The organism is Acinetobacter sp. AND/436, from assembly GCF_049546925.1.
In the GTDB taxonomy this organism is placed as follows: Bacteria; Pseudomonadota; Gammaproteobacteria; order Pseudomonadales; family Moraxellaceae; genus Acinetobacter; species Acinetobacter indicus.
In genome coordinates this window covers 184,585-201,820 of sequence record NZ_JBMXBO010000002.1, presented here as the reverse complement: position 1 = coordinate 201,820, position 17,236 = coordinate 184,585, and the positions used below count along the sequence as shown (strand labels likewise).

The following is a 17,236-nucleotide window of genomic DNA, read 5'->3' as shown; positions in this document are numbered from 1 at the left end:
TTTATCCTTCTAATCTTATTAGCGTTCGACTTTTAATACAGCTAAGAACGCTTCTTGTGGGATTTCAACGCTACCCACTTGCTTCATACGTTTCTTACCTTCTTTCTGCTTGGCCAGCAGTTTCTTCTTACGCGACACGTCACCGCCATAACATTTGGCCAATACGTTCTTACGCATGGCTTTTACCGTTGAACGGGCAATGATTTGCGCACCAATGGCCGCCTGAATTGCGACATCAAACATCTGACGTGGAATCAGGTCTTTCATTTTTTCAACCAGTGCAATACCACGATGACGGGCATCCTGACGGTGACAGATCATTGCCAGCGCATCGACTTTTTCACCGTTAATCAAGACATCGACTTTCACCAGCGATGAACTTTCAAAACGCACGAAGTTGTAATCTAGTGATGCAAAACCACGTGAGCAGGATTTCAATTTATCAAAGAAATCCATCACCACTTCGGCCATTGGAATTTCAAAGGTAATGGATACCTGATTACTCATGAATTTCATGTCTTTTTGCACACCACGACGCTCGATACACAAGGTCATGACGTTACCCAAGTATTCTTGCGGCACCAGAATGTGACATTCGGCAATCGGTTCACGTAAGTCTTCAACGGTGGAACCGTCTGGCATTTTCGATGGACTGTCGATGTACACGGTCTGGCCATTTTTCATTACGGCTTCATAAATAACCGTAGGCGCAGAAGAAATCAGGTCCAGATCGTATTCACGTTCTAAACGTTCCTGAACGATTTCCATGTGCAGCATACCAAGGAAGCCACAGCGGAAACCAAAACCGAGCGCATCCGAACTTTCTGGTTCAAAGAACAGCGCCGAGTCATTGATTTGCAGCTTTTGCAGTGCTTCACGGAACGGTTCAAAATCGCTGGCATCAATCGGGAACAAACCGGCATAGACCTGCGGTTTTACTTTCTTGAAGCCCGGTAACACTTCCACTTCTGGCGTGGTTGCCAAAGTGATGGTATCGCCGACTGGTGCACCAAAAATGTCTTTAATGCCGGCAATCACGAAGCCGACTTCGCCCGCTTCCAGAATATCGGTTTCAGTATGTTTCGGATTGAAAATACCCACCGAGGTAATGATGTGCGTTTGACCGGTTGATTTCATCAACATCTTGTCGCCTTTACGCACACGTCCCTGCTTCACACGCACCAGAGACACAACGCCCAGGTAGTTATCAAACCATGAGTCGACGATTAAAGCTTGCAATGGCGCATCACGATCACCGGTTGGTGCTGGAATGACATCGACCAGACGCTCTAACACACCCGCAATCCCCAGACCGGTTTTGGCTGAACAGGTCGGCGCATCGGTTGCTTCAATACCAATAATATCTTCAATTTCCTGAATCACACGTTCAGGCTCTGCTTGCGGCAGGTCAATCTTGTTCAGAATTGGTAAAACTTCCAGCCCTTGCTCAATCGCGGTATAGCAGTTGGCAACCGATTGTGCTTCTACGCCCTGGGCAGCATCAACCACCAGTAGTGCGCCTTCACACGCTGCCAGTGAACGTGAAACTTCATAAGAAAAGTCAACGTGTCCCGGGGTGTCAATGAAATTTAACTGGTATTCCTGACCATTCGGATGGGTATAGTACAAGGTCACCGAAGTCGCTTTAATGGTAATCCCACGTTCACGCTCAAGTTCCATTGAGTCCAGTACTTGCGCCTGCATTTCGCGATCCTGCAAACCGCCACAGGTCTGAATGAAACGATCCGCAAGGGTCGACTTGCCATGATCGATATGTGCAATGATCGAGAAGTTACGAATGTTTTTAATATCAACAGATTTTTTAGCTTGCGCCATGGGCTACCTTAAAAAATAACGCGCTATGCAAACCAGATTCAGTGCACAGCAAAAGCCGAATAGAAATTGCGAAGGATTATAGCAGATGGATTTTTTAAAGTATCCAAAATAATGCAAAGCTTTTCGGCCCGGCCGGTTTTAGATCATCCGATACAAACCGGCCAGTGACGATGCTTATGCCGGCTGTGGCGGATACTGGTTAAAATCCATCGGATTCAGATCGGCTGGAATAGGCTGATACGCCTGGGAAAAACTTGGCGACATGCGTTTTGGACGGCCGCTGTCTATTTCCACACAGGCCCATTTGGTCTGCGCGACAAACAGCACGCTCTGGTCCTGCGGACGATAAAACACATACTGGCGAAACAGGTACAGCGCATTAATTTCACTGAGCCAGGTTCTTAAAATCAGCTCTTCACCGGCAAATGCAGCCTTGCGATACTGCACATGATGCTCTACCGCCACCATGGCATGTTTCATTTCCAGAAACTGCGCCATGCCCAGGCCTAAGGTTTCAATATGGGCGCTGGCCACATCCTGCATCCACTGCACATAAACCACGTTGTTGACATGGCCCAGACTGTCAATATGCTCGGGTTGAACCTGAAGTTTTAAATCAAAAAATGTACTGCTCATGCTCTGTTACTGTACTGTGGTATCGGGTATCGAGGCCCCTAGTCTACTGAAAATTGGCCCTGGATAAATTGAAAAATAAAAAAACCACAGCAGGCTGTGGTTTTTAACTGGCTCAGATCAGGAAATTCGCATACCGACAATGGCACGTTGTCCCTGACGGATTAAGGTCACACGCGCCACGCTGCCCTTTTTCAGCTGCGAAACCGCCTGAACAAAACTGTTGCTGTCGGTGACTGGGCTATTGTTCAGCTGTACGATGACATCACCCGGTAAAATTCGCGACTGCGCTGCAATACTGCCCGGACGGACTTCCTGAATCAGCACGCCGCCTTTAATTTCCAGCTGACGCATTTCTGCTGCTGACAGGTTCCGGATTGCGACCCCAAGTACCGGGCCTTTATTCTGACTTGGCGTAACATTGCTCTTGGCCGGGGTGTCATCCGGTGCAGTACTTAAAGTAGCCGAGATATTCCGGCGACGGTCATCGCGTAAAACTTCCAGCTGGATGGTCTGTTTAGGTGCAGTACGGTTCAGATAATTGAGTAATTCGCTGGTGCGCGAAATTGGGGTACCGTTGTATTTTAAGATTACATCACCGGCACGCAGTCCGGCTTTGGCGGCTGGAGAATCCAGTGCCACCTGGGTAATTAATGACCCTTCCGGTTTATCCAGCCGATACGATTCTGCCAGCGTCCGGTCAATATCCTGCAGGCTCACGCCTAAATAGGAACGGGTGACTTTACCATGCTGTTTTAACTGGTCTGCCACTTCCATCGCCACATCAATCGGAATCGAGAAAGACAGGCCCATATAGCCGCCCGTTCCACTAAAGATGCGCGAGTTGACCCCAACCACTTCACCGCGCTGGTTAAATAGCGGTCCACCCGAGTTACCCGGGTTTAAGGCAACGTCAGTCTGAATAAACGGTACCGAGGTTTCCCCCATCATGTTACGCATTTTGGCACTGACAATACCAGCAGAGGCGGAATAGTCAAAACCAAATGGTGAACCAATTGCCAGCACCGGCTCACCGACTTTCAGGCGATCGACATTACCGGTACGCAGTTCAGGGAAGTTGCTGCCAGATACCTTCAGCAAAGCCACATCGGTCCGTTCATCACTGCCGACCACGGTAGCATCAATTTCACGGCGATCATTCAGAACAATGGTGACTTTGGAGGCATTTTCAATCACATGGTGGTTAGTGAGCAGGTAGCCATCTTTGCTGATAAAGAAGGCACTGCCATAACCGGTTTTTTCCTGTGGCGCCTGACGCTGCGGAATCACCACCCCATCGCCAAAGAAACGGCGTAACAGTTCCGGAACCTGTTGTTGTAACAGCTCTTCCTGGCTTAAACGTTTGACCACATTGACACTGACAACACCGGGGCTGACCTGTTCAACCAGGTTGGAAAAATCTACTGAAGTAGAGGCCTGTGCTTGAACAGATGCCATAGTGAACACAGCTGCATAGAAACCCTTCTGTAAGTAGCGATTATTCATATATAGCATTCACTCAATTTGTTTATAAAAATGTGATGTTCTGTTTTTAACATAACGCTTTTTAAGATTTCGTAATAATATGTTCAATTCCTCAACAGGATACAAGTGCTTATGCCATTTTTTATAAAATGGAGTTTTATTGCTTTTTCTCATCATTAATAAGCATCTTGACCCTTGCCTTTTGTTTTAAAAAGCGTTGTCATTACCAGACTTTTTTCAAATTAGCTGATGGACATGTCTAATTTACATGCAACTCATCATTTTGATGTGATCATTGTGGGTAGTGGCGGCGCAGGTTTAAGTCTGGCACTGTCATTACCAGCTCATTTTAAAATTGCCGTGCTGGCCAAGTCGGCCCTGACTGATGCCAGCACCTTTTATGCCCAAGGTGGGGTCGCAGCCGTACTGGATGAAACCGACTCTATTCAACAGCATATAGATGACACAATGATTGCAGGCGCGCATTTATGTGAACTGAATGCCGTGCAACAAACTGTAGAGGGCGGTAAACCTTCGGTCGATTTCCTGCTTGAACATGGCGTTCAATTTACCCTCGATGAACAGGAACAACTGCATTTAACCCGTGAAGGCGGCCACTCCCAGCGCCGGATCATTCACGCAGCAGATGCCACGGGACGTGCCATTTCAACGACACTGGTCCAGCGGGCCAGAGAAAAACAGAATATCCAGATTTTTGAAAACTTTGTTGCCATTGACCTGATTACCACACAGAAACTCGGTCAAACCGGTAACAATCGTGCATTGGGCCTGTATGCCCTGGATGAAAACACCGACCAGATTGATACCTTCCTGGCGCCCTTTACCGCACTGGCCTGCGGCGGTGCCATGAAAGCCTATCTGTACACCTCTAACCCGGATATTGCCACCGGTGATGGGATTGCCATGGCCTACCGCGCCGGTTGCCGTGTTGCCAATATGGAATTTAACCAGTTCCATCCGACCTGCTTATACCATCCGCAAGCCCGTTCCTTCTTGATTACCGAAGCCATGCGCGGCGAAGGCGCCTATTTACGCCTGCCAGATGGTGAACGTTTTATGCTACGTTTTGACGAACGTGCCGAACTGGCACCACGTGATATTGTGGCACGTGCAATTGACTTTGAAATCAAGCGTCTGGGGATTCGTCATGTCTGGCTAGACATCACCCATAAACCGGCCGAATTTGTTAAAGAACACTTCCCGACCCTGTATGCGCGTTTACTGGAACTGGGCATCGACATTACCAAAGATATGATTCCGGTGGTCCCGGCAGCGCATTATACCTGTGGCGGTGTAGTGGTTGATGAACACAGCCAGACCGATATTGCCGGCCTGTATGCCATTGGTGAAACGTCTTATACCGGCCTGCATGGTGCTAACCGTATGGCCAGTAACTCACTTTTAGAATGTTTTGTATATGGCATGAGTGCTGCTGAACATATTCAGGCTGAATTCAAGCCCGATTATCAATCACCAAATGTGCCGGCCTGGGATGATTCTCAAGTGACCCATCCCGATGAAGATGTGGTAATTCTACAAAACTGGGATGAACTGCGCGCCACCATGTGGAACTACGTCGGAATTGTCCGCACCACCAAGCGTTTGCAACGTGCCCTGCACCGTATTGAAATGCTGAAACGTGAAATTACCGAGTATTATCAGGACTACAAAGTCAGTAAAAACCTGATTGAACTGCGTAATCTGGTGCTGGTTTCAGAAATGATTGTGCGCTGTGCCATGCAGCGTAAAGAATCGCGTGGCCTGCATTACACCCTGGATTATCCAGAACTGGCAGATGAGCTGCGTAAAACTGTCCTCACGCCGCCAAACTTCCAGGTAGAAACGCCATTGGTGAATGAGGATGTGCCGGCTTAAAACGCTTATGCCATCTTCAGTTCTGAAAGATAAAAAACCGAATCGCAGGATGTGATTCGGTTTTTTATTGGGATCAGCCAAAAATGGTTTCAGCCGGATGGTTCCTCAAGTTGAAGCATATTGCGCTGCACTCGAGGTTGGCTTTAATAATGGCAACTGCTCAGGTTCTAGCACTCCGGACAGCAATTGCGGCAGATAGGTCTGCACATAATTACGTAAAGTCAGTGCCACTTGTGCCGAGAAATGTGGCTGCTGCAATTGTGTCTGTAAATGTGCCAAAGCCTGCGCCTCGGTCAGCTGATGGGTTTGCACCGCATAGACATAGCCCAATAAAGCACCTTGTGCCAAAAACTGATACGGCAACCCGGCCTGGGCATTGCTGGCAATTGAACCTAACACCCGCTCGGATGCACTGAGCTTGCGTAGCGGATCACGCGCCACCCGCGCACACGGGTCTTTATAGGCATGGACACAGGAGTTTGCAAAACTTTGTGCCAGTGCATGCAGGTCGTGTTGCCGGTGTGGTAACACCACCGCCAGTCCCTGCTGAACCTGCTGTAACAACTGCTGCATGAACTGTTCAATCTGCGGGTCGGCCAGAGCCACACCAATGGTTTGATGACCACGCAGGCTGGCATACCAGGCAAGCATGGCATGCACCCCGTTCCAGAGCCGGTTTTTAATCAGCTGGATTTCACTGATGTCTTCGACCAGAATCATCTGCCGCATTTTTTGCAGTAACGGACTGGCATTTTCTACATAAATTGGCATGTCGATTTCTGCATTAAACAGAATAAGATCCATGGTCTGTAGAATATGACTCGGCTGGAAATTACGGCGCAAATCTTCCACATACAGGCTGGCCTGACGTTCCTGCTCCGGCTGCAAACGGGTGTTATCCTCAATTTCAACCGGCTCGGCTTCATCTTCCGTTTGCGACTGCTTGAAGATGTTGTATTTAATCCGTAGCTGGCGGTACAGGTTCTGGTCAGTCAGTTTGGATACCATACGGTTGACCACGGTATCGCAGAAATAATGCTGCGCTAAAATGGCTTGTGCGGTCTGCACATCACTTAAGGCCACCAGGGCTTTACGGATATGCTCCAGCAATAACTGCTTGGCACCAACTTTATTTAAAATAATCAGCACGGTTAAAGGCGCAGTCGGCTGATCCTGATGGGCCAGATAACGTGCATACAGGCCTTGCGCAATCACCTCAGCTTCACTGCTCAGCGCTTTTTCTGGCAGACACAAGGCAATCAGGCTGGACTCGATATACATTTCCTGCATATGCTGCAGGTTATCTGCATCAATAATGCTCATGTTTTCAATACGCTCATCATAGGACATTTGCCCATAACGAATGCAATAGGTGCCAAAAGCATTCACCGCAGAGCGATACAGCTGGTTACGGGTAGAGGCATAAATCCGTTTCGGACGCGTATAACCATCCCAATGCGATAATACCTGTGCCAGATACCCCCCGCCAATCGCGCCAAAACCATGGATTCCGACGGTTAGCTGGTTCAAGGTTTGTGGAAAAGCTTCCTGCAGGCTGGGCATGCCCAAGGCCGGAATATACAGGTTTAAATCTTCCAGATAATCTTCCATGCTTTCATAGTAGTAATGCGCCTTGGACAGCATCTGTTCATTCGGTGCTTTTATGTCCCGCAGCAGCACGGTAATGCCCTGCGCCTCATAGGCCGAGGTCACACCATTGTCTGAATCTTCAAACATAAAACAGTCACTGGCGGAGAGATTCAGCTTTTGCGCAGCGGTCAGGAAAATTTCCGGATGCGGTTTGCCACGTTGGACTTCATCTCCGCACACCAGTACATCAAAAAATTTATAGACATTGGCATTAATTAAATATTCCTCGGCAATGGCGCGGCGACTGGACGTCGCCACTGCCATGCGCAGTCCGGATTTACGCAGGCGCTCCAGTACCTGTAGCAAACCGGTTTTAATCGGCACGCCAAACTGACGCACACTTTCTAGTTCCAGCTCATCGGCACGCTGGCGAATTTCGGTATAGGGAATATCTTCACCATATTCAGCCTGTGCCAGCTGTTTGGCACTCCGTGCACTCAGCCCCAGACAACCCATTAAATAGTCATCGCTGAACTCGACTCCAATCAATTCCCGAGATGCCTGTTTCAAGGTTTGAAACCGTAAACGCTCAGTATCAAACATTGTGCCATCCATATCGAAAATTGCGCCCTGGATCATTTTATTTTTAAATTTAAGCATTCCCCCCCTCATTTGATCATTTTTCAACAGGCCTAGAGCCTAGAGCAATTTTTGAGGGAACAACACCTTAGACAAAGAATGAAATATTTAAGGTTAAAAATTAACCACTTGATTGGAGTAAGATTTAAGATATGTAACTTTGAGTAATTAATAAGTAACATCATGTAAATCAATAAAGCGATTTTGCTGAAATATAAGGATAAGTTTTAAACAATTCAGGAGAATGAGACTTTTCAGCTGAAAGAAGGTACTTCAAAAAATAAAAAGCTGGAAACGCCAGATTGGCGAAGAAACTGAAGCAGGCAAAATTAAGACGAGTAAGAAAAGGATAAAATCAAGCGAGCCAGATCAAAAGAACAAGTGACCTGAGAATCAAGCCACTTGGGGTGGAATTGAATAGGTTCCGGTCACATGCGCCACCGGTTCCTCCTGCCCGACTGAATAAATCCAGACTTCACCCACGGCCAGACTTTTACCCAGTTTCATGAGCCGGCATTCCGCCCGCAGGTTTTTTCCACCAGCGGGTTTGCGTAAAAAATTGATATTCAGGTTGGTGGTGACCGCCAACCCGACAATCCCAATCTGGCCCAGAATGGCTACATATAAAGCCAGATCTGCAGCCGTCATCATGGTCGGACCAGAGATCGTGCCACCCGGACGTAATTCACTTTCCCCAACCCGATAGGTCAAGCAGGCACCCATTGGCGTGACCGCATCAATCTCACATTTTTCCAGACTCTGGGGAAATTCTTGTTGTAAAAATTCAATAATTTCAGCACGGTTACTTTTCATTGTGATCAAAAAATCCTCTATCATCACGCTACTATAGAAGATTTTTAGTCTTGACCCAAATTTAAGCAGCGACTGTCTGTAAATATTTGAGCGCCTCGGCAAAGACCAGATCCGGACTTTGGGTGGCATCTAAACGTTTAATCCGTTCTGGTTCTGCCTGCCACAACTCCTGATAACCAGCACGCACCTTTTCAAAAAAGGTGACTTTTTCCTGTTCAAAACGGTCCAGCGCACCACGTTCACGCGCACGGGACATGCCCAGTTCAATCGGTGCATCCAGCCAGAAAGTCAGAGCCGGCATGTGCGAAACAAAATTCTGGTTCAGCAGTTGCAACTTTTCCCGGCTTAGGCCACGCCCAGCACACTGATAGGCAAAGCTGGCATCAGTAAAGCGGTCACAGAGTACCGTTTTGCCAGCTGCCAGTGCAGGCAGAATCACCTGCGCCAGATGCTGGGCGCGCGCTGCGTACATCAGCAGTAATTCAGTATCATTACAGATCTGCTCGTCATGATTGACTGAAAGCAGCAGACTGCGAATCTGCTCGGCCATCGGGGTGCCACCCGGTTCACGGGTTAGCACTACTTCGCTGCCTTGGGCCTGCAAATGTTCATAAATACGACGGATGAGCGTGGTTTTACCTACCCCTTCGGTGCCTTCAAAGCTAATAAACATGCTCACTCCTTGTTCTTCGCACGAATGACCGCCAGATATTCCTGAACTGCGCGGTTATGATCTTGCAGATTGGTACTGAATTTATGTCCGCCATCACCGGTGGCGACAAAATAGAGATTGTCGGAATCATCCGGATGCATTGCTGCTTCAATCGCGCGTTTGCTTGGCAGTGCAATTGGTGTTGGCGGTAAACCATAGATGGTATAGGTATTGTACGGCGTTGGGGTACGTAAATCCTTACGGGTAATATTGCCCTGATATTTGTCGCCCATCCCGTAAATGACGGTCGGGTCAGTTTGTAAACGCATACCAATCTTTAAACGGCGCACAAATACGCCAGAGACCTGACGCAGTTCGCTATCGACATGGGTTTCTTTTTCAATAATCGACGCCATCACCAGCGCTTCATATTTATTCTTGTACGGTAAATCTGGTGCACGGTTGGCCCAGGCTTCATCCAGTGCTTTCATCTGACGCTGATATAAATCGGTCAGAATTTTACGATCCGATTCGCCCTTGGCAAAGAAATAGGTATCTGGCGCAAACAGGCCTTCCGGATGCTCAAACGGAATATTCAGTGCTTTTAATAATTGATCGGTCGGCAGATGGCTGACTTCTTTAGTCACCAGCTCATCCTTTTGCAGATGCTGCACCAATTGTTTAAAGGTGGTGCCTTCAATGACCAGAATCCGGTTCATCTGCGCATTTTCTGCATTGGAGATCATTTCCATGACTTCACGGATGCTCATACCCTGCTGGATTTCATAAACCCCGGCTTTCATCGAATCATGAATCATGATTTTCTGATACAGCTTCAGAATAATCGGAAAACTGACCTGATCATTTTTTTCCAGACGATCAATAAAACCGGAATAGGTATCGCCATCGCCAATGGCCAGTAATTCTTTCTGGCCTTTTACCGGATAGTCTTTAAACAGGCTGGACCAGAGGATGACTACGACAATGAGGAGTACGCCCAGTAACAGGGTTAAAATGCCTTTCATCGGCAATGGGGAACGAGGCTTGTTTTTCTTTTTCGTTTTAGAGCGGGATGAAGACATATTAATGCATCTGATTCAATTGAAGACGATTAAACAGTTCAATACAGGCTTGAACATCTAAAAGGCGTGCATCGAGCTGGGTCACGATTTTCATCGGACTGAGCGCATTACAGAAAAACAGACTCTGGAACTGCGCAATTTCTTCCATATCGACATAACGCTGGCGACAGGAAATGCCGTGCTGCTGCATACGGGCCAGAATTTCAGCCCGCATCACGCCGTGGACGCCATTATAACGAAGTTCCGGCGTAATCCATTCATTGTTTATAAGAATGAAACAATTACTGCTCACCCCTTCAACAACCGAGCCTTGCACATCAGTCACCAAGGCTTCCGGCCAACCCTGCGCATCGGCTTCTTTTTTCAGTATCACTTGTTCTAAACGGTTCAGGCTTTTGATGCCGACCAGATGTGGCATACTCAGCCCCATCGCTTGTTTCAACACACCACTGGCGATTTTTTCATAGTGAAAATCATCCACTGCTTTGGGATAAAAGAAGACCCAGACATCAGCCTCTTGTGCGGGCAGGCTATAACCGCGCTGTCCATCTCCCCGACTAATGATGATTTTTAAGGTGCCATTAACCTGCGGATAATGCTGCTGCAGCTGTTGAATCGACTGCTGGATAAACGCCAGATTGGCATTTAAATACAAACGCTCACAGCCGCGTTGTAGCCGCAGCAGATGTAAGGCCTCCAGTTCAATCTGGCCATTGCGGATGCGCGCGGTGCTAAAGCAGCCATCGCCATAATGAAAGGCACGGTCCAGCACTGAAACGGCCGATATTTCCTCAGCATTCTTAAAACATTGCATACAACAAGTATCCATTTGAGCTGGCTTTAGTGTAAGAATGGAAGATCTATTTATATTTCTTTTTTATTCATATAAAATACATTTTTTATTATTTTTTTAGGAATAAGACTGGCGCTATTCTTGCCTCATGTTACAAAACAGCGAAAAATTCGAGGTTAGTCATGAGTTTTACAAAATTAAAAATTGGGGTACTGGCCGCATTAATTTCGGCATCCTCTTTTGGTGTTGCTGCAAAAGATTTTCTGAACGTGTCGTATGACCCGACCCGTGAATTATATGATGATGTGAATAAACAGTTCGGCAAATACTGGGAAAGCCGGACCGGACAAAAAATTAACTTTAAACAGTCGCATGGTGGTTCAGGCAAACAGGCCCGTGCCGTAATTGATGGCCTGAGTGCCGATGTGGTGACGCTGGCTTTGGCTGCCGATATTGATGTAATTGCGGAAAAAGCCAAACTGTTTCCGGCAGACTGGCAAAAGAAATTACCGTATAACTCGACGCCTTATACCTCGACCATTGTATTTTTAGTACGTAAAGGTAATCCGAAAGGGATTCAGGACTGGGGCGATCTGGTCAAGCCGGGCGTAGGTATTATTACCCCGAACCCGAAAACCTCAGGCGGTGCACGCTGGAACTATCTGGCCGCCTGGGCTTGGGCTAAACATCAGCCGGGTGGCAATGATCAAACTGCACAGGAATTTGTCCGTAAAATTTATAAAAACACCAAAGTTCTGGATTCAGGCGCCCGCGGTTCAACCACCACGTTTGCCGAGCGTGGCATTGGTGATGTACTGCTGGCCTGGGAAAATGAAGCGCACTTAGCCATTCGTGAGCAGCCGGGTAAATTTGAAATTATTACCCCAAACCTGTCGGTACTGGCAGAACCGCCGGTGGCCATTGTTGAGAAAAATGCCGAAAAACACGGCAACAAATATTTGGCCCAAGGCTATTTAAACTTCCTGTATTCCCCACTCGGACAGGATTTAGCCGGCAAACATTATTATCGTCCTCGTAGCGAAGCAGCATTAAAGAAATACAGCCAGGTCTTTAAGCCGTTAAAGCTGGTCACGGTAGATCAGGAATTTGGGGGCTGGGCCAAAGTCCAGTCTGCACATTTTGAAAATGGCGGTATTTTCGACCAAATTGTAAAAGCCAATAGCGCGAAATAATTCAGCTGTAGCATCAGCAACTGCAGGGTAAGCAAAGGAGCATCGACATGATTCATACCGTAATTGTTCCGGGCGTGGGTGGCAGTGAATATGGCCACTGGCAATCCTGGTTACAACGACAGCTCATGTCCTGCTCCCGCGTCGAGCAGCAGGACTGGAATGCCCCGGTACTCGAAACCTGGGTAGAACAGTTCCGAAGCACCGTGGCGGCGATTGATGCACCGCTGCAAATTGTGGCGCATAGCTTTGGCTGCCTGACTACCGTGGCCGCTCTGGCGCAATACCCGGCGCTGCAATACAAGGTCAAGAATCTGGTACTGGTGGCGCCGGCCAATCCGGGCCGTTTTGGTGAAGCCGGTTTTGCCCGTGACAGCCAGCATGACTATCGGGACTATTTTCATCAGCTGCAAGTGCAGGTTCCCGCCAGCATGCTGATCAGTGAAAATGATCCCTGGTTAAATGCCGAACATGCACTGGAACTGGCGCAGTCCTGGCAATTAGAGCCAGTGAGCTTGGGCCATGTCGGGCATATTAATGTCGCCTCTGGTTTTGGTCCTTTTCCTGAACTCTGGAACTACCTGATTTCAGAAAAGGCTATGCAGCATATCAGTATTACTGATGACAGCAAGTATTTATTTAAATTTGCAATTTAACCCTCGCAAATTATGCTTGTGCCGAAATTTATTTATTTTTCGCTGGCTGATTTCAGCCCGCATTCTCTCTTTGAGGAGTAATCATGTCGCAGCGGTCCCGAGTGCTGCCAGGATTTGGTCTTTCTCTAGGCTTTACCCTAGCGTATTTATCATTAATCGTTCTGATTCCTTTGTCTGCCGTATTTTTAAAATCGCTGGACATTGGCTGGGAAGGTTTATGGGAAATTTTAAGTTCTGAACGTATCTTAAAATCTTTGCAGTTAAGTTTTAGTGCTGCGCTGATCGCAGCGCTGGTGAACGTCGTTTTTGGTTTATTGCTGGCCTGGTGTCTGGTGCGTTACCGCTTTCCGGGCAAACGCCTGATTGATGCGCTGGTCGATTTACCTTTTGCCTTACCGACCGCCGTGGCCGGTATTGCCCTGACCTCTTTATATGCACCGACCGGCTGGATTGGTCAGTATCTGGAACCTTTAGGCATTCAGGTGGCCTATACCCCAATCGGGATTACCTTGGCCCTGATCTTCATTGGTATTCCATTTGTGGTGCGTACCGTACAACCGGTACTCAGCGATTTGGAAACCGAGCTGGAAGAAGCGGCATCTGCCTTGGGCGCAAACCGTCTGCAGATTGTTACCAAAGTGATTTTCCCGATTTTACTGCCGGCATTAATTACCGGTTTTGCCCTGGCCTTTGCCCGTGGCGTGGGTGAATATGGTTCGGTAATCTTCATTGCCGGGAACCAGCCTTTTGAAACTGAAATTGCCCCGCTGATGATTATCTCCCGTTTAGAAGAATATGATTATGCCGGTGCAACCACTATTGCGGTGGTAATGCTGCTGATTTCATTTGTGATGCTGTTCCTGATTAACTTGTTACAAGCATGGGCCAGCCGTCGTACAGGGAGAACAGCCCGATGAGTTTAAATACCAATAGCAATGCTTTGGCCGACAAGCTGCAATCGCGTGATGCCACCCGTGAACCGACCTGGGTTCGCTACACCTTACTGGCCATTGCCCTGATTTTCTTCCTGAGCTGCCTGATTCTGCCGTTAATTCTGGTGTTCGTTGAAGCCTTTAAACAAGGTGTGGGCGTGTATACCCAGGCGCTGGTACATCCAGATACCTTATCTGCAGTCAAACTGACCTTACTCACCGCGGCCATTGCCGTTCCACTCAACGTGGTGTTTGGTGTAGCCGCAGCCTGGTCGGTGGCCAAGTTTAACTTCCCGGGTAAATCGATTCTGACCACCATCATTGATTTGCCGTTCTCGGTCTCTCCGGTCATTGCCGGGATGATGCTGGTACTGATTTTTGGTACTCAGGGCTGGATGGGCAACTGGTTAATGGACAACGACATCAAGATTTTGTATGCCGTGCCAGCGATTGTCATTGCCACCATCTTTATTACCGTACCGTTTGTGGCACGTGAACTGATTCCACTTATGGAAGCACAAGGCACCGAAGAAGAAGAAGCGGCCATTGTACTGGGTGCCTCTGGCTGGCAAACCTTCTGGAAAGTTACCTTGCCGAATATTAAATGGGGCCTGATTTACGGTGTCATTCTGTGTAATGCCCGGGCGATGGGTGAGTTTGGTGCGGTATCAGTCGTGTCTGGACACATTCGCGGTGAAACCAATACTTTGCCCTTACACGTTGAGATTCTCTATAACGAATATACCTTCAGTGCTGCGTTTGCGGTGTCATCCCTGCTGGCCCTGCTGGCGATTGTGACCCTGATCCTGAAAACCTGGGTCGAAATCCGTCAGGAAAAGCAGGACAAACGTAATGAAGATTCAACAGTTTCTTAAGGAATGACCTCATGAGTATTCAAGTTAAAAATATTGAAAAACACTTTGGTGCATTCCATGCACTGAACAACATCTCCCTTGATTTTCCAGACGGCCAACTGGTGGCTCTCCTAGGTCCATCGGGCTGTGGTAAAACCACCCTGCTGCGGATTATTGCCGGTTTGGAATCTGCCGATGGCGGTCAGGTGATTCTGGAAGGTCAGGATGCCACCGATGTTCACGTGCGTGAACGTCAGGTCGGTTTCGTCTTCCAGCATTATGCGCTGTTCCGTCACATGACTGTTTTTGACAACATTGCCTTTGGTTTACGTGTGCGTCCGCGTGCCACCCGTCCATCGGAAGCTGAAATAAAAAAACGCGTGACCCGTTTGCTTGATCTGGTGCAACTCGGCTTTCTGGCCGACCGTTATCCGGCACAATTGTCTGGCGGTCAGCGTCAGCGTATTGCCCTGGCGCGTGCCTTAGCCGTTGAACCACGTGTTTTGCTGTTGGATGAACCGTTTGGTGCGCTGGATGCCAAAGTGCGTAAAGAACTGCGCCGCTGGTTACGTACCTTGCATGATGAATTGCACATCACCTCTATTTTTGTTACCCATGATCAGGAAGAAGCCTTAGAAGTGGCGGATCAAATCGTGGTGATGAACAAAGGCAACATCGAACAGATTGGTTCACCACGCGAAGTCTACGAAAAACCGGCGACGCCGTTTGTGTTTGACTTCCTGGGTCAGGCCAACCGTTTTGAAGGCCAGAACAGCAATGGCCTGATTCAGCTGGGTGAAGACCGCATTCAGCTGGCCAGCGCACAACAGGGGCCTCAGGGGGAGATTATTGCCTTTGCCCGCCCGGATGAGCTGACCATTCATGCCCAGCCACAGGACAATGCCATTCAGGCCACCTTCTTACGTGAAGTCTGGATTGCAGGAAAAGTACTGGCAGAACTGAATGACCGTCAAGGGAACTTAATTGAAATTTCCCTCACCCCAGAAGAAGCACGCTTGCATCAGTTCCGTCCAAACCAGACCGTCTGGCTGACAGCAAGTCAATTACATTTATTTGAAAATCAAGTCGCTTAACCGCGCACCGATGGGGCATTTCAAGCCCCATCCTTTTTTGAGGGAAAAAAGGACATGAACTTCCAACAGCTCAGAATTATTCGAGAAACTGTGCGCCAGAACTTCAATTTAACCGAAGCCTCTGCGGCGCTGTACACCTCCCAGTCCGGAGTGAGCAAGCATATTAAAGACCTGGAAGATGAACTGGGTGTGCAACTGTTTATCCGTAAAGGCAAACGCCTGCTCGGTTTGACTGAACCTGGTCAGGCCCTACTCGGTATTGTTGAGCGCATGTTGGTAGATGCCGATAATATTAAACGTCTGGCCGATGATTTTAATAAAGTGGATGAAGGCACCCTAACCATTGCCACCACCCACACTCAGGCACGTTATGTACTCCCGCCGATTGTGAACCAGTTTAAAAAAGAATTTCCCAAGGTCCATCTGATTCTGCAACAGGCCAGTCCGGTTGAAATTACCGAGATGCTGCTACAAGGCGAAGCCGATATTGGTATTGCAACAGAATCCTTAACCACAGAAAGCAATCTAGCCAGTGTGCCTTACTATACCTGGCAGCACAGTATTATTACCCCGCAAAACCATCCGCTGGCCCATAAAGCCGAGATCAGCATTCAGGATTTGGCGGAATATCCGATTATTACCTACCACGGCGGTTTTACCGGCCGTTCTAAAATTGACAAAGCCTTTGAAGATGCCGGCATTGATGTTGATATCGTGATGTCTGCCCTAGATGCCGACGTCATTAAAACCTATGTCGAATTAGGCATGGGCGTGGGTGTAGTCAACAATGTAGCCTATGACCAGGAACGTGATTATCGTTTAAAGCAGATAGAAACCGATATTTTTGGCCTGAATACCACCTGGCTGGCGGTGCGTAAAGGACATTTACTACGTGGTTATGGCTATGAGTTTATTTCCCTGTGCTCACCTGAAGCCGACATTAAAGCCCTGAAAAAAGTCGCGTATCCGGAAGACTAACCCCAACAAAAAATGGAAATGGAGAGGATGGCATCAGCATCCTCTTTTTTATATCACTCCAGTTGATCTACTAAGCAGATGAACCCAATCCGCACTTATTAAATTTTATGCTA

Annotated in this window: 15 protein-coding genes; 7 read left to right on the top strand and 8 right to left on the bottom strand. The window is 48.0% G+C overall.

The window, feature by feature from the left end:
* Positions 1-18 precede the first annotated feature (18 nt).
* The 3 genes from lepA to ACPEPR_RS02730 form a co-directional block, all read right to left on the bottom strand.
* Positions 19-1,836: a translation elongation factor 4 gene (lepA, locus tag ACPEPR_RS02740; RefSeq protein ID WP_005176673.1), complete on the bottom strand. Its 1,818-nt coding sequence runs from the start codon at positions 1,834-1,836 to the stop codon at positions 19-21.
* A 174-nt stretch (positions 1,837-2,010) separates the two neighbouring features.
* The gene (locus ACPEPR_RS02735) at positions 2,011-2,472 is read right to left on the bottom strand and encodes an acyl-CoA thioesterase (RefSeq protein ID WP_005176672.1); all 462 of its coding nucleotides are present in this window, start codon (positions 2,470-2,472) and stop codon (positions 2,011-2,013) included.
* Positions 2,473-2,589: 117 nt separating this feature from the next.
* Positions 2,590-3,975 (bottom strand): Do family serine endopeptidase, encoded by a 1,386-nt coding sequence (locus tag ACPEPR_RS02730; RefSeq protein WP_411687347.1) that lies wholly within the window; start codon positions 3,973-3,975, stop codon positions 2,590-2,592.
* A gap of 228 nt (positions 3,976-4,203) precedes the next feature.
* Between ACPEPR_RS02730 and nadB the strand changes: the two genes are divergently transcribed.
* On the top strand, positions 4,204-5,850 hold the full coding sequence (nadB, locus tag ACPEPR_RS02725) for an L-aspartate oxidase (protein WP_075174747.1): 1,647 nt from the start codon (positions 4,204-4,206) through the stop codon (positions 5,848-5,850).
* A 105-nt stretch (positions 5,851-5,955) separates the two neighbouring features.
* On the opposite strand, the gene mtlD is transcribed toward nadB, so the two are convergent.
* The 5 genes from mtlD to pabC all read right to left on the bottom strand — a co-directional run bounded on the left by mtlD (position 5,956) and on the right by pabC (position 11,440).
* The gene (mtlD, locus tag ACPEPR_RS02720; RefSeq protein WP_423561891.1) at positions 5,956-8,100 is read right to left on the bottom strand and encodes a bifunctional mannitol-1-phosphate dehydrogenase/phosphatase; all 2,145 of its coding nucleotides are present in this window, start codon (positions 8,098-8,100) and stop codon (positions 5,956-5,958) included.
* 372 nt (positions 8,101-8,472) lie between these two features.
* Positions 8,473-8,892, bottom strand: a complete 420-nt coding sequence (locus ACPEPR_RS02715; RefSeq protein WP_005176662.1) for a PaaI family thioesterase — start codon at positions 8,890-8,892, stop codon at positions 8,473-8,475.
* 61 nt (positions 8,893-8,953) lie between these two features.
* Positions 8,954-9,565, bottom strand: a complete 612-nt coding sequence (gene tmk / locus ACPEPR_RS02710) for a dTMP kinase (protein WP_423561890.1) — start codon at positions 9,563-9,565, stop codon at positions 8,954-8,956.
* Between the two features lie 2 nt (positions 9,566-9,567).
* Positions 9,568-10,626, bottom strand: coding sequence for an endolytic transglycosylase MltG (mltG, locus tag ACPEPR_RS02705; protein WP_104505507.1), 1,059 nt, complete (start codon positions 10,624-10,626; stop codon positions 9,568-9,570).
* A 1-nt stretch (position 10,627) separates the two neighbouring features.
* The gene (pabC, locus tag ACPEPR_RS02700; RefSeq protein ID WP_180006692.1) at positions 10,628-11,440 is read right to left on the bottom strand and encodes an aminodeoxychorismate lyase; all 813 of its coding nucleotides are present in this window, start codon (positions 11,438-11,440) and stop codon (positions 10,628-10,630) included.
* A gap of 161 nt (positions 11,441-11,601) precedes the next feature.
* Between pabC and ACPEPR_RS02695 the strand changes: the two genes are divergently transcribed.
* The 6 genes from ACPEPR_RS02695 to ACPEPR_RS02670 all read left to right on the top strand — a co-directional run bounded on the left by ACPEPR_RS02695 (position 11,602) and on the right by ACPEPR_RS02670 (position 17,123).
* Positions 11,602-12,612 (top strand): sulfate ABC transporter substrate-binding protein, encoded by a 1,011-nt coding sequence (locus ACPEPR_RS02695; RefSeq protein WP_423561888.1) that lies wholly within the window; start codon positions 11,602-11,604, stop codon positions 12,610-12,612.
* A 47-nt stretch (positions 12,613-12,659) separates the two neighbouring features.
* The gene (locus ACPEPR_RS02690; protein ID WP_423561887.1) at positions 12,660-13,265 is read left to right on the top strand and encodes an alpha/beta hydrolase; all 606 of its coding nucleotides are present in this window, start codon (positions 12,660-12,662) and stop codon (positions 13,263-13,265) included.
* 83 nt (positions 13,266-13,348) lie between these two features.
* Positions 13,349-14,182, top strand: coding sequence for a sulfate ABC transporter permease subunit CysT (gene cysT / locus ACPEPR_RS02685; protein WP_005176654.1), 834 nt, complete (start codon positions 13,349-13,351; stop codon positions 14,180-14,182).
* On the top strand, positions 14,179-15,072 hold the full coding sequence (gene cysW / locus ACPEPR_RS02680; RefSeq protein ID WP_075167788.1) for a sulfate ABC transporter permease subunit CysW: 894 nt from the start codon (positions 14,179-14,181) through the stop codon (positions 15,070-15,072). The genes cysT and cysW overlap by 4 nt, the downstream gene beginning before the upstream one ends.
* Positions 15,073-15,083: 11 nt before the next feature.
* Positions 15,084-16,145 (top strand): sulfate/molybdate ABC transporter ATP-binding protein, encoded by a 1,062-nt coding sequence (locus ACPEPR_RS02675; RefSeq protein ID WP_005176652.1) that lies wholly within the window; start codon positions 15,084-15,086, stop codon positions 16,143-16,145.
* Between the two features lie 54 nt (positions 16,146-16,199).
* Positions 16,200-17,123, top strand: a complete 924-nt coding sequence (locus ACPEPR_RS02670) for a CysB family HTH-type transcriptional regulator (protein WP_075167787.1) — start codon at positions 16,200-16,202, stop codon at positions 17,121-17,123.
* The last annotated feature ends 113 nt before the right edge of the window (positions 17,124-17,236 follow it).

Bases quoted from the DNA above. Each gene is read 5' to 3' on its own strand.
- lepA (WP_005176673.1), bottom strand. From the start codon at position 1,836: ATGGCGCAAGCTAAAAAATCTGTTGATATTAAAAACATTCGTAACTTC.
- ACPEPR_RS02735 (WP_005176672.1), bottom strand. From the start codon at position 2,472: ATGAGCAGTACATTTTTTGATTTAAAACTTCAGGTTCAACCCGAGCAT.
- ACPEPR_RS02730 (WP_411687347.1), bottom strand. From the start codon at position 3,975: ATGAATAATCGCTACTTACAGAAGGGTTTCTATGCAGCTGTGTTCACT.
- nadB (WP_075174747.1), top strand. From the start codon at position 4,204: ATGGACATGTCTAATTTACATGCAACTCATCATTTTGATGTGATCATT.
- mtlD (WP_423561891.1), bottom strand. From the start codon at position 8,100: ATGCTTAAATTTAAAAATAAAATGATCCAGGGCGCAATTTTCGATATG.
- ACPEPR_RS02715 (WP_005176662.1), bottom strand. From the start codon at position 8,892: ATGAAAAGTAACCGTGCTGAAATTATTGAATTTTTACAACAAGAATTT.
- tmk (WP_423561890.1), bottom strand. From the start codon at position 9,565: ATGTTTATTAGCTTTGAAGGCACCGAAGGGGTAGGTAAAACCACGCTC.
- mltG (WP_104505507.1), bottom strand. From the start codon at position 10,626: ATGTCTTCATCCCGCTCTAAAACGAAAAAGAAAAACAAGCCTCGTTCC.
- pabC (WP_180006692.1), bottom strand. From the start codon at position 11,440: ATGCAATGTTTTAAGAATGCTGAGGAAATATCGGCCGTTTCAGTGCTG.
- ACPEPR_RS02695 (WP_423561888.1), top strand. From the start codon at position 11,602: ATGAGTTTTACAAAATTAAAAATTGGGGTACTGGCCGCATTAATTTCG.
- ACPEPR_RS02690 (WP_423561887.1), top strand. From the start codon at position 12,660: ATGATTCATACCGTAATTGTTCCGGGCGTGGGTGGCAGTGAATATGGC.
- cysT (WP_005176654.1), top strand. From the start codon at position 13,349: ATGTCGCAGCGGTCCCGAGTGCTGCCAGGATTTGGTCTTTCTCTAGGC.
- cysW (WP_075167788.1), top strand. From the start codon at position 14,179: ATGAGTTTAAATACCAATAGCAATGCTTTGGCCGACAAGCTGCAATCG.
- ACPEPR_RS02675 (WP_005176652.1), top strand. From the start codon at position 15,084: ATGAGTATTCAAGTTAAAAATATTGAAAAACACTTTGGTGCATTCCAT.
- ACPEPR_RS02670 (WP_075167787.1), top strand. From the start codon at position 16,200: ATGAACTTCCAACAGCTCAGAATTATTCGAGAAACTGTGCGCCAGAAC.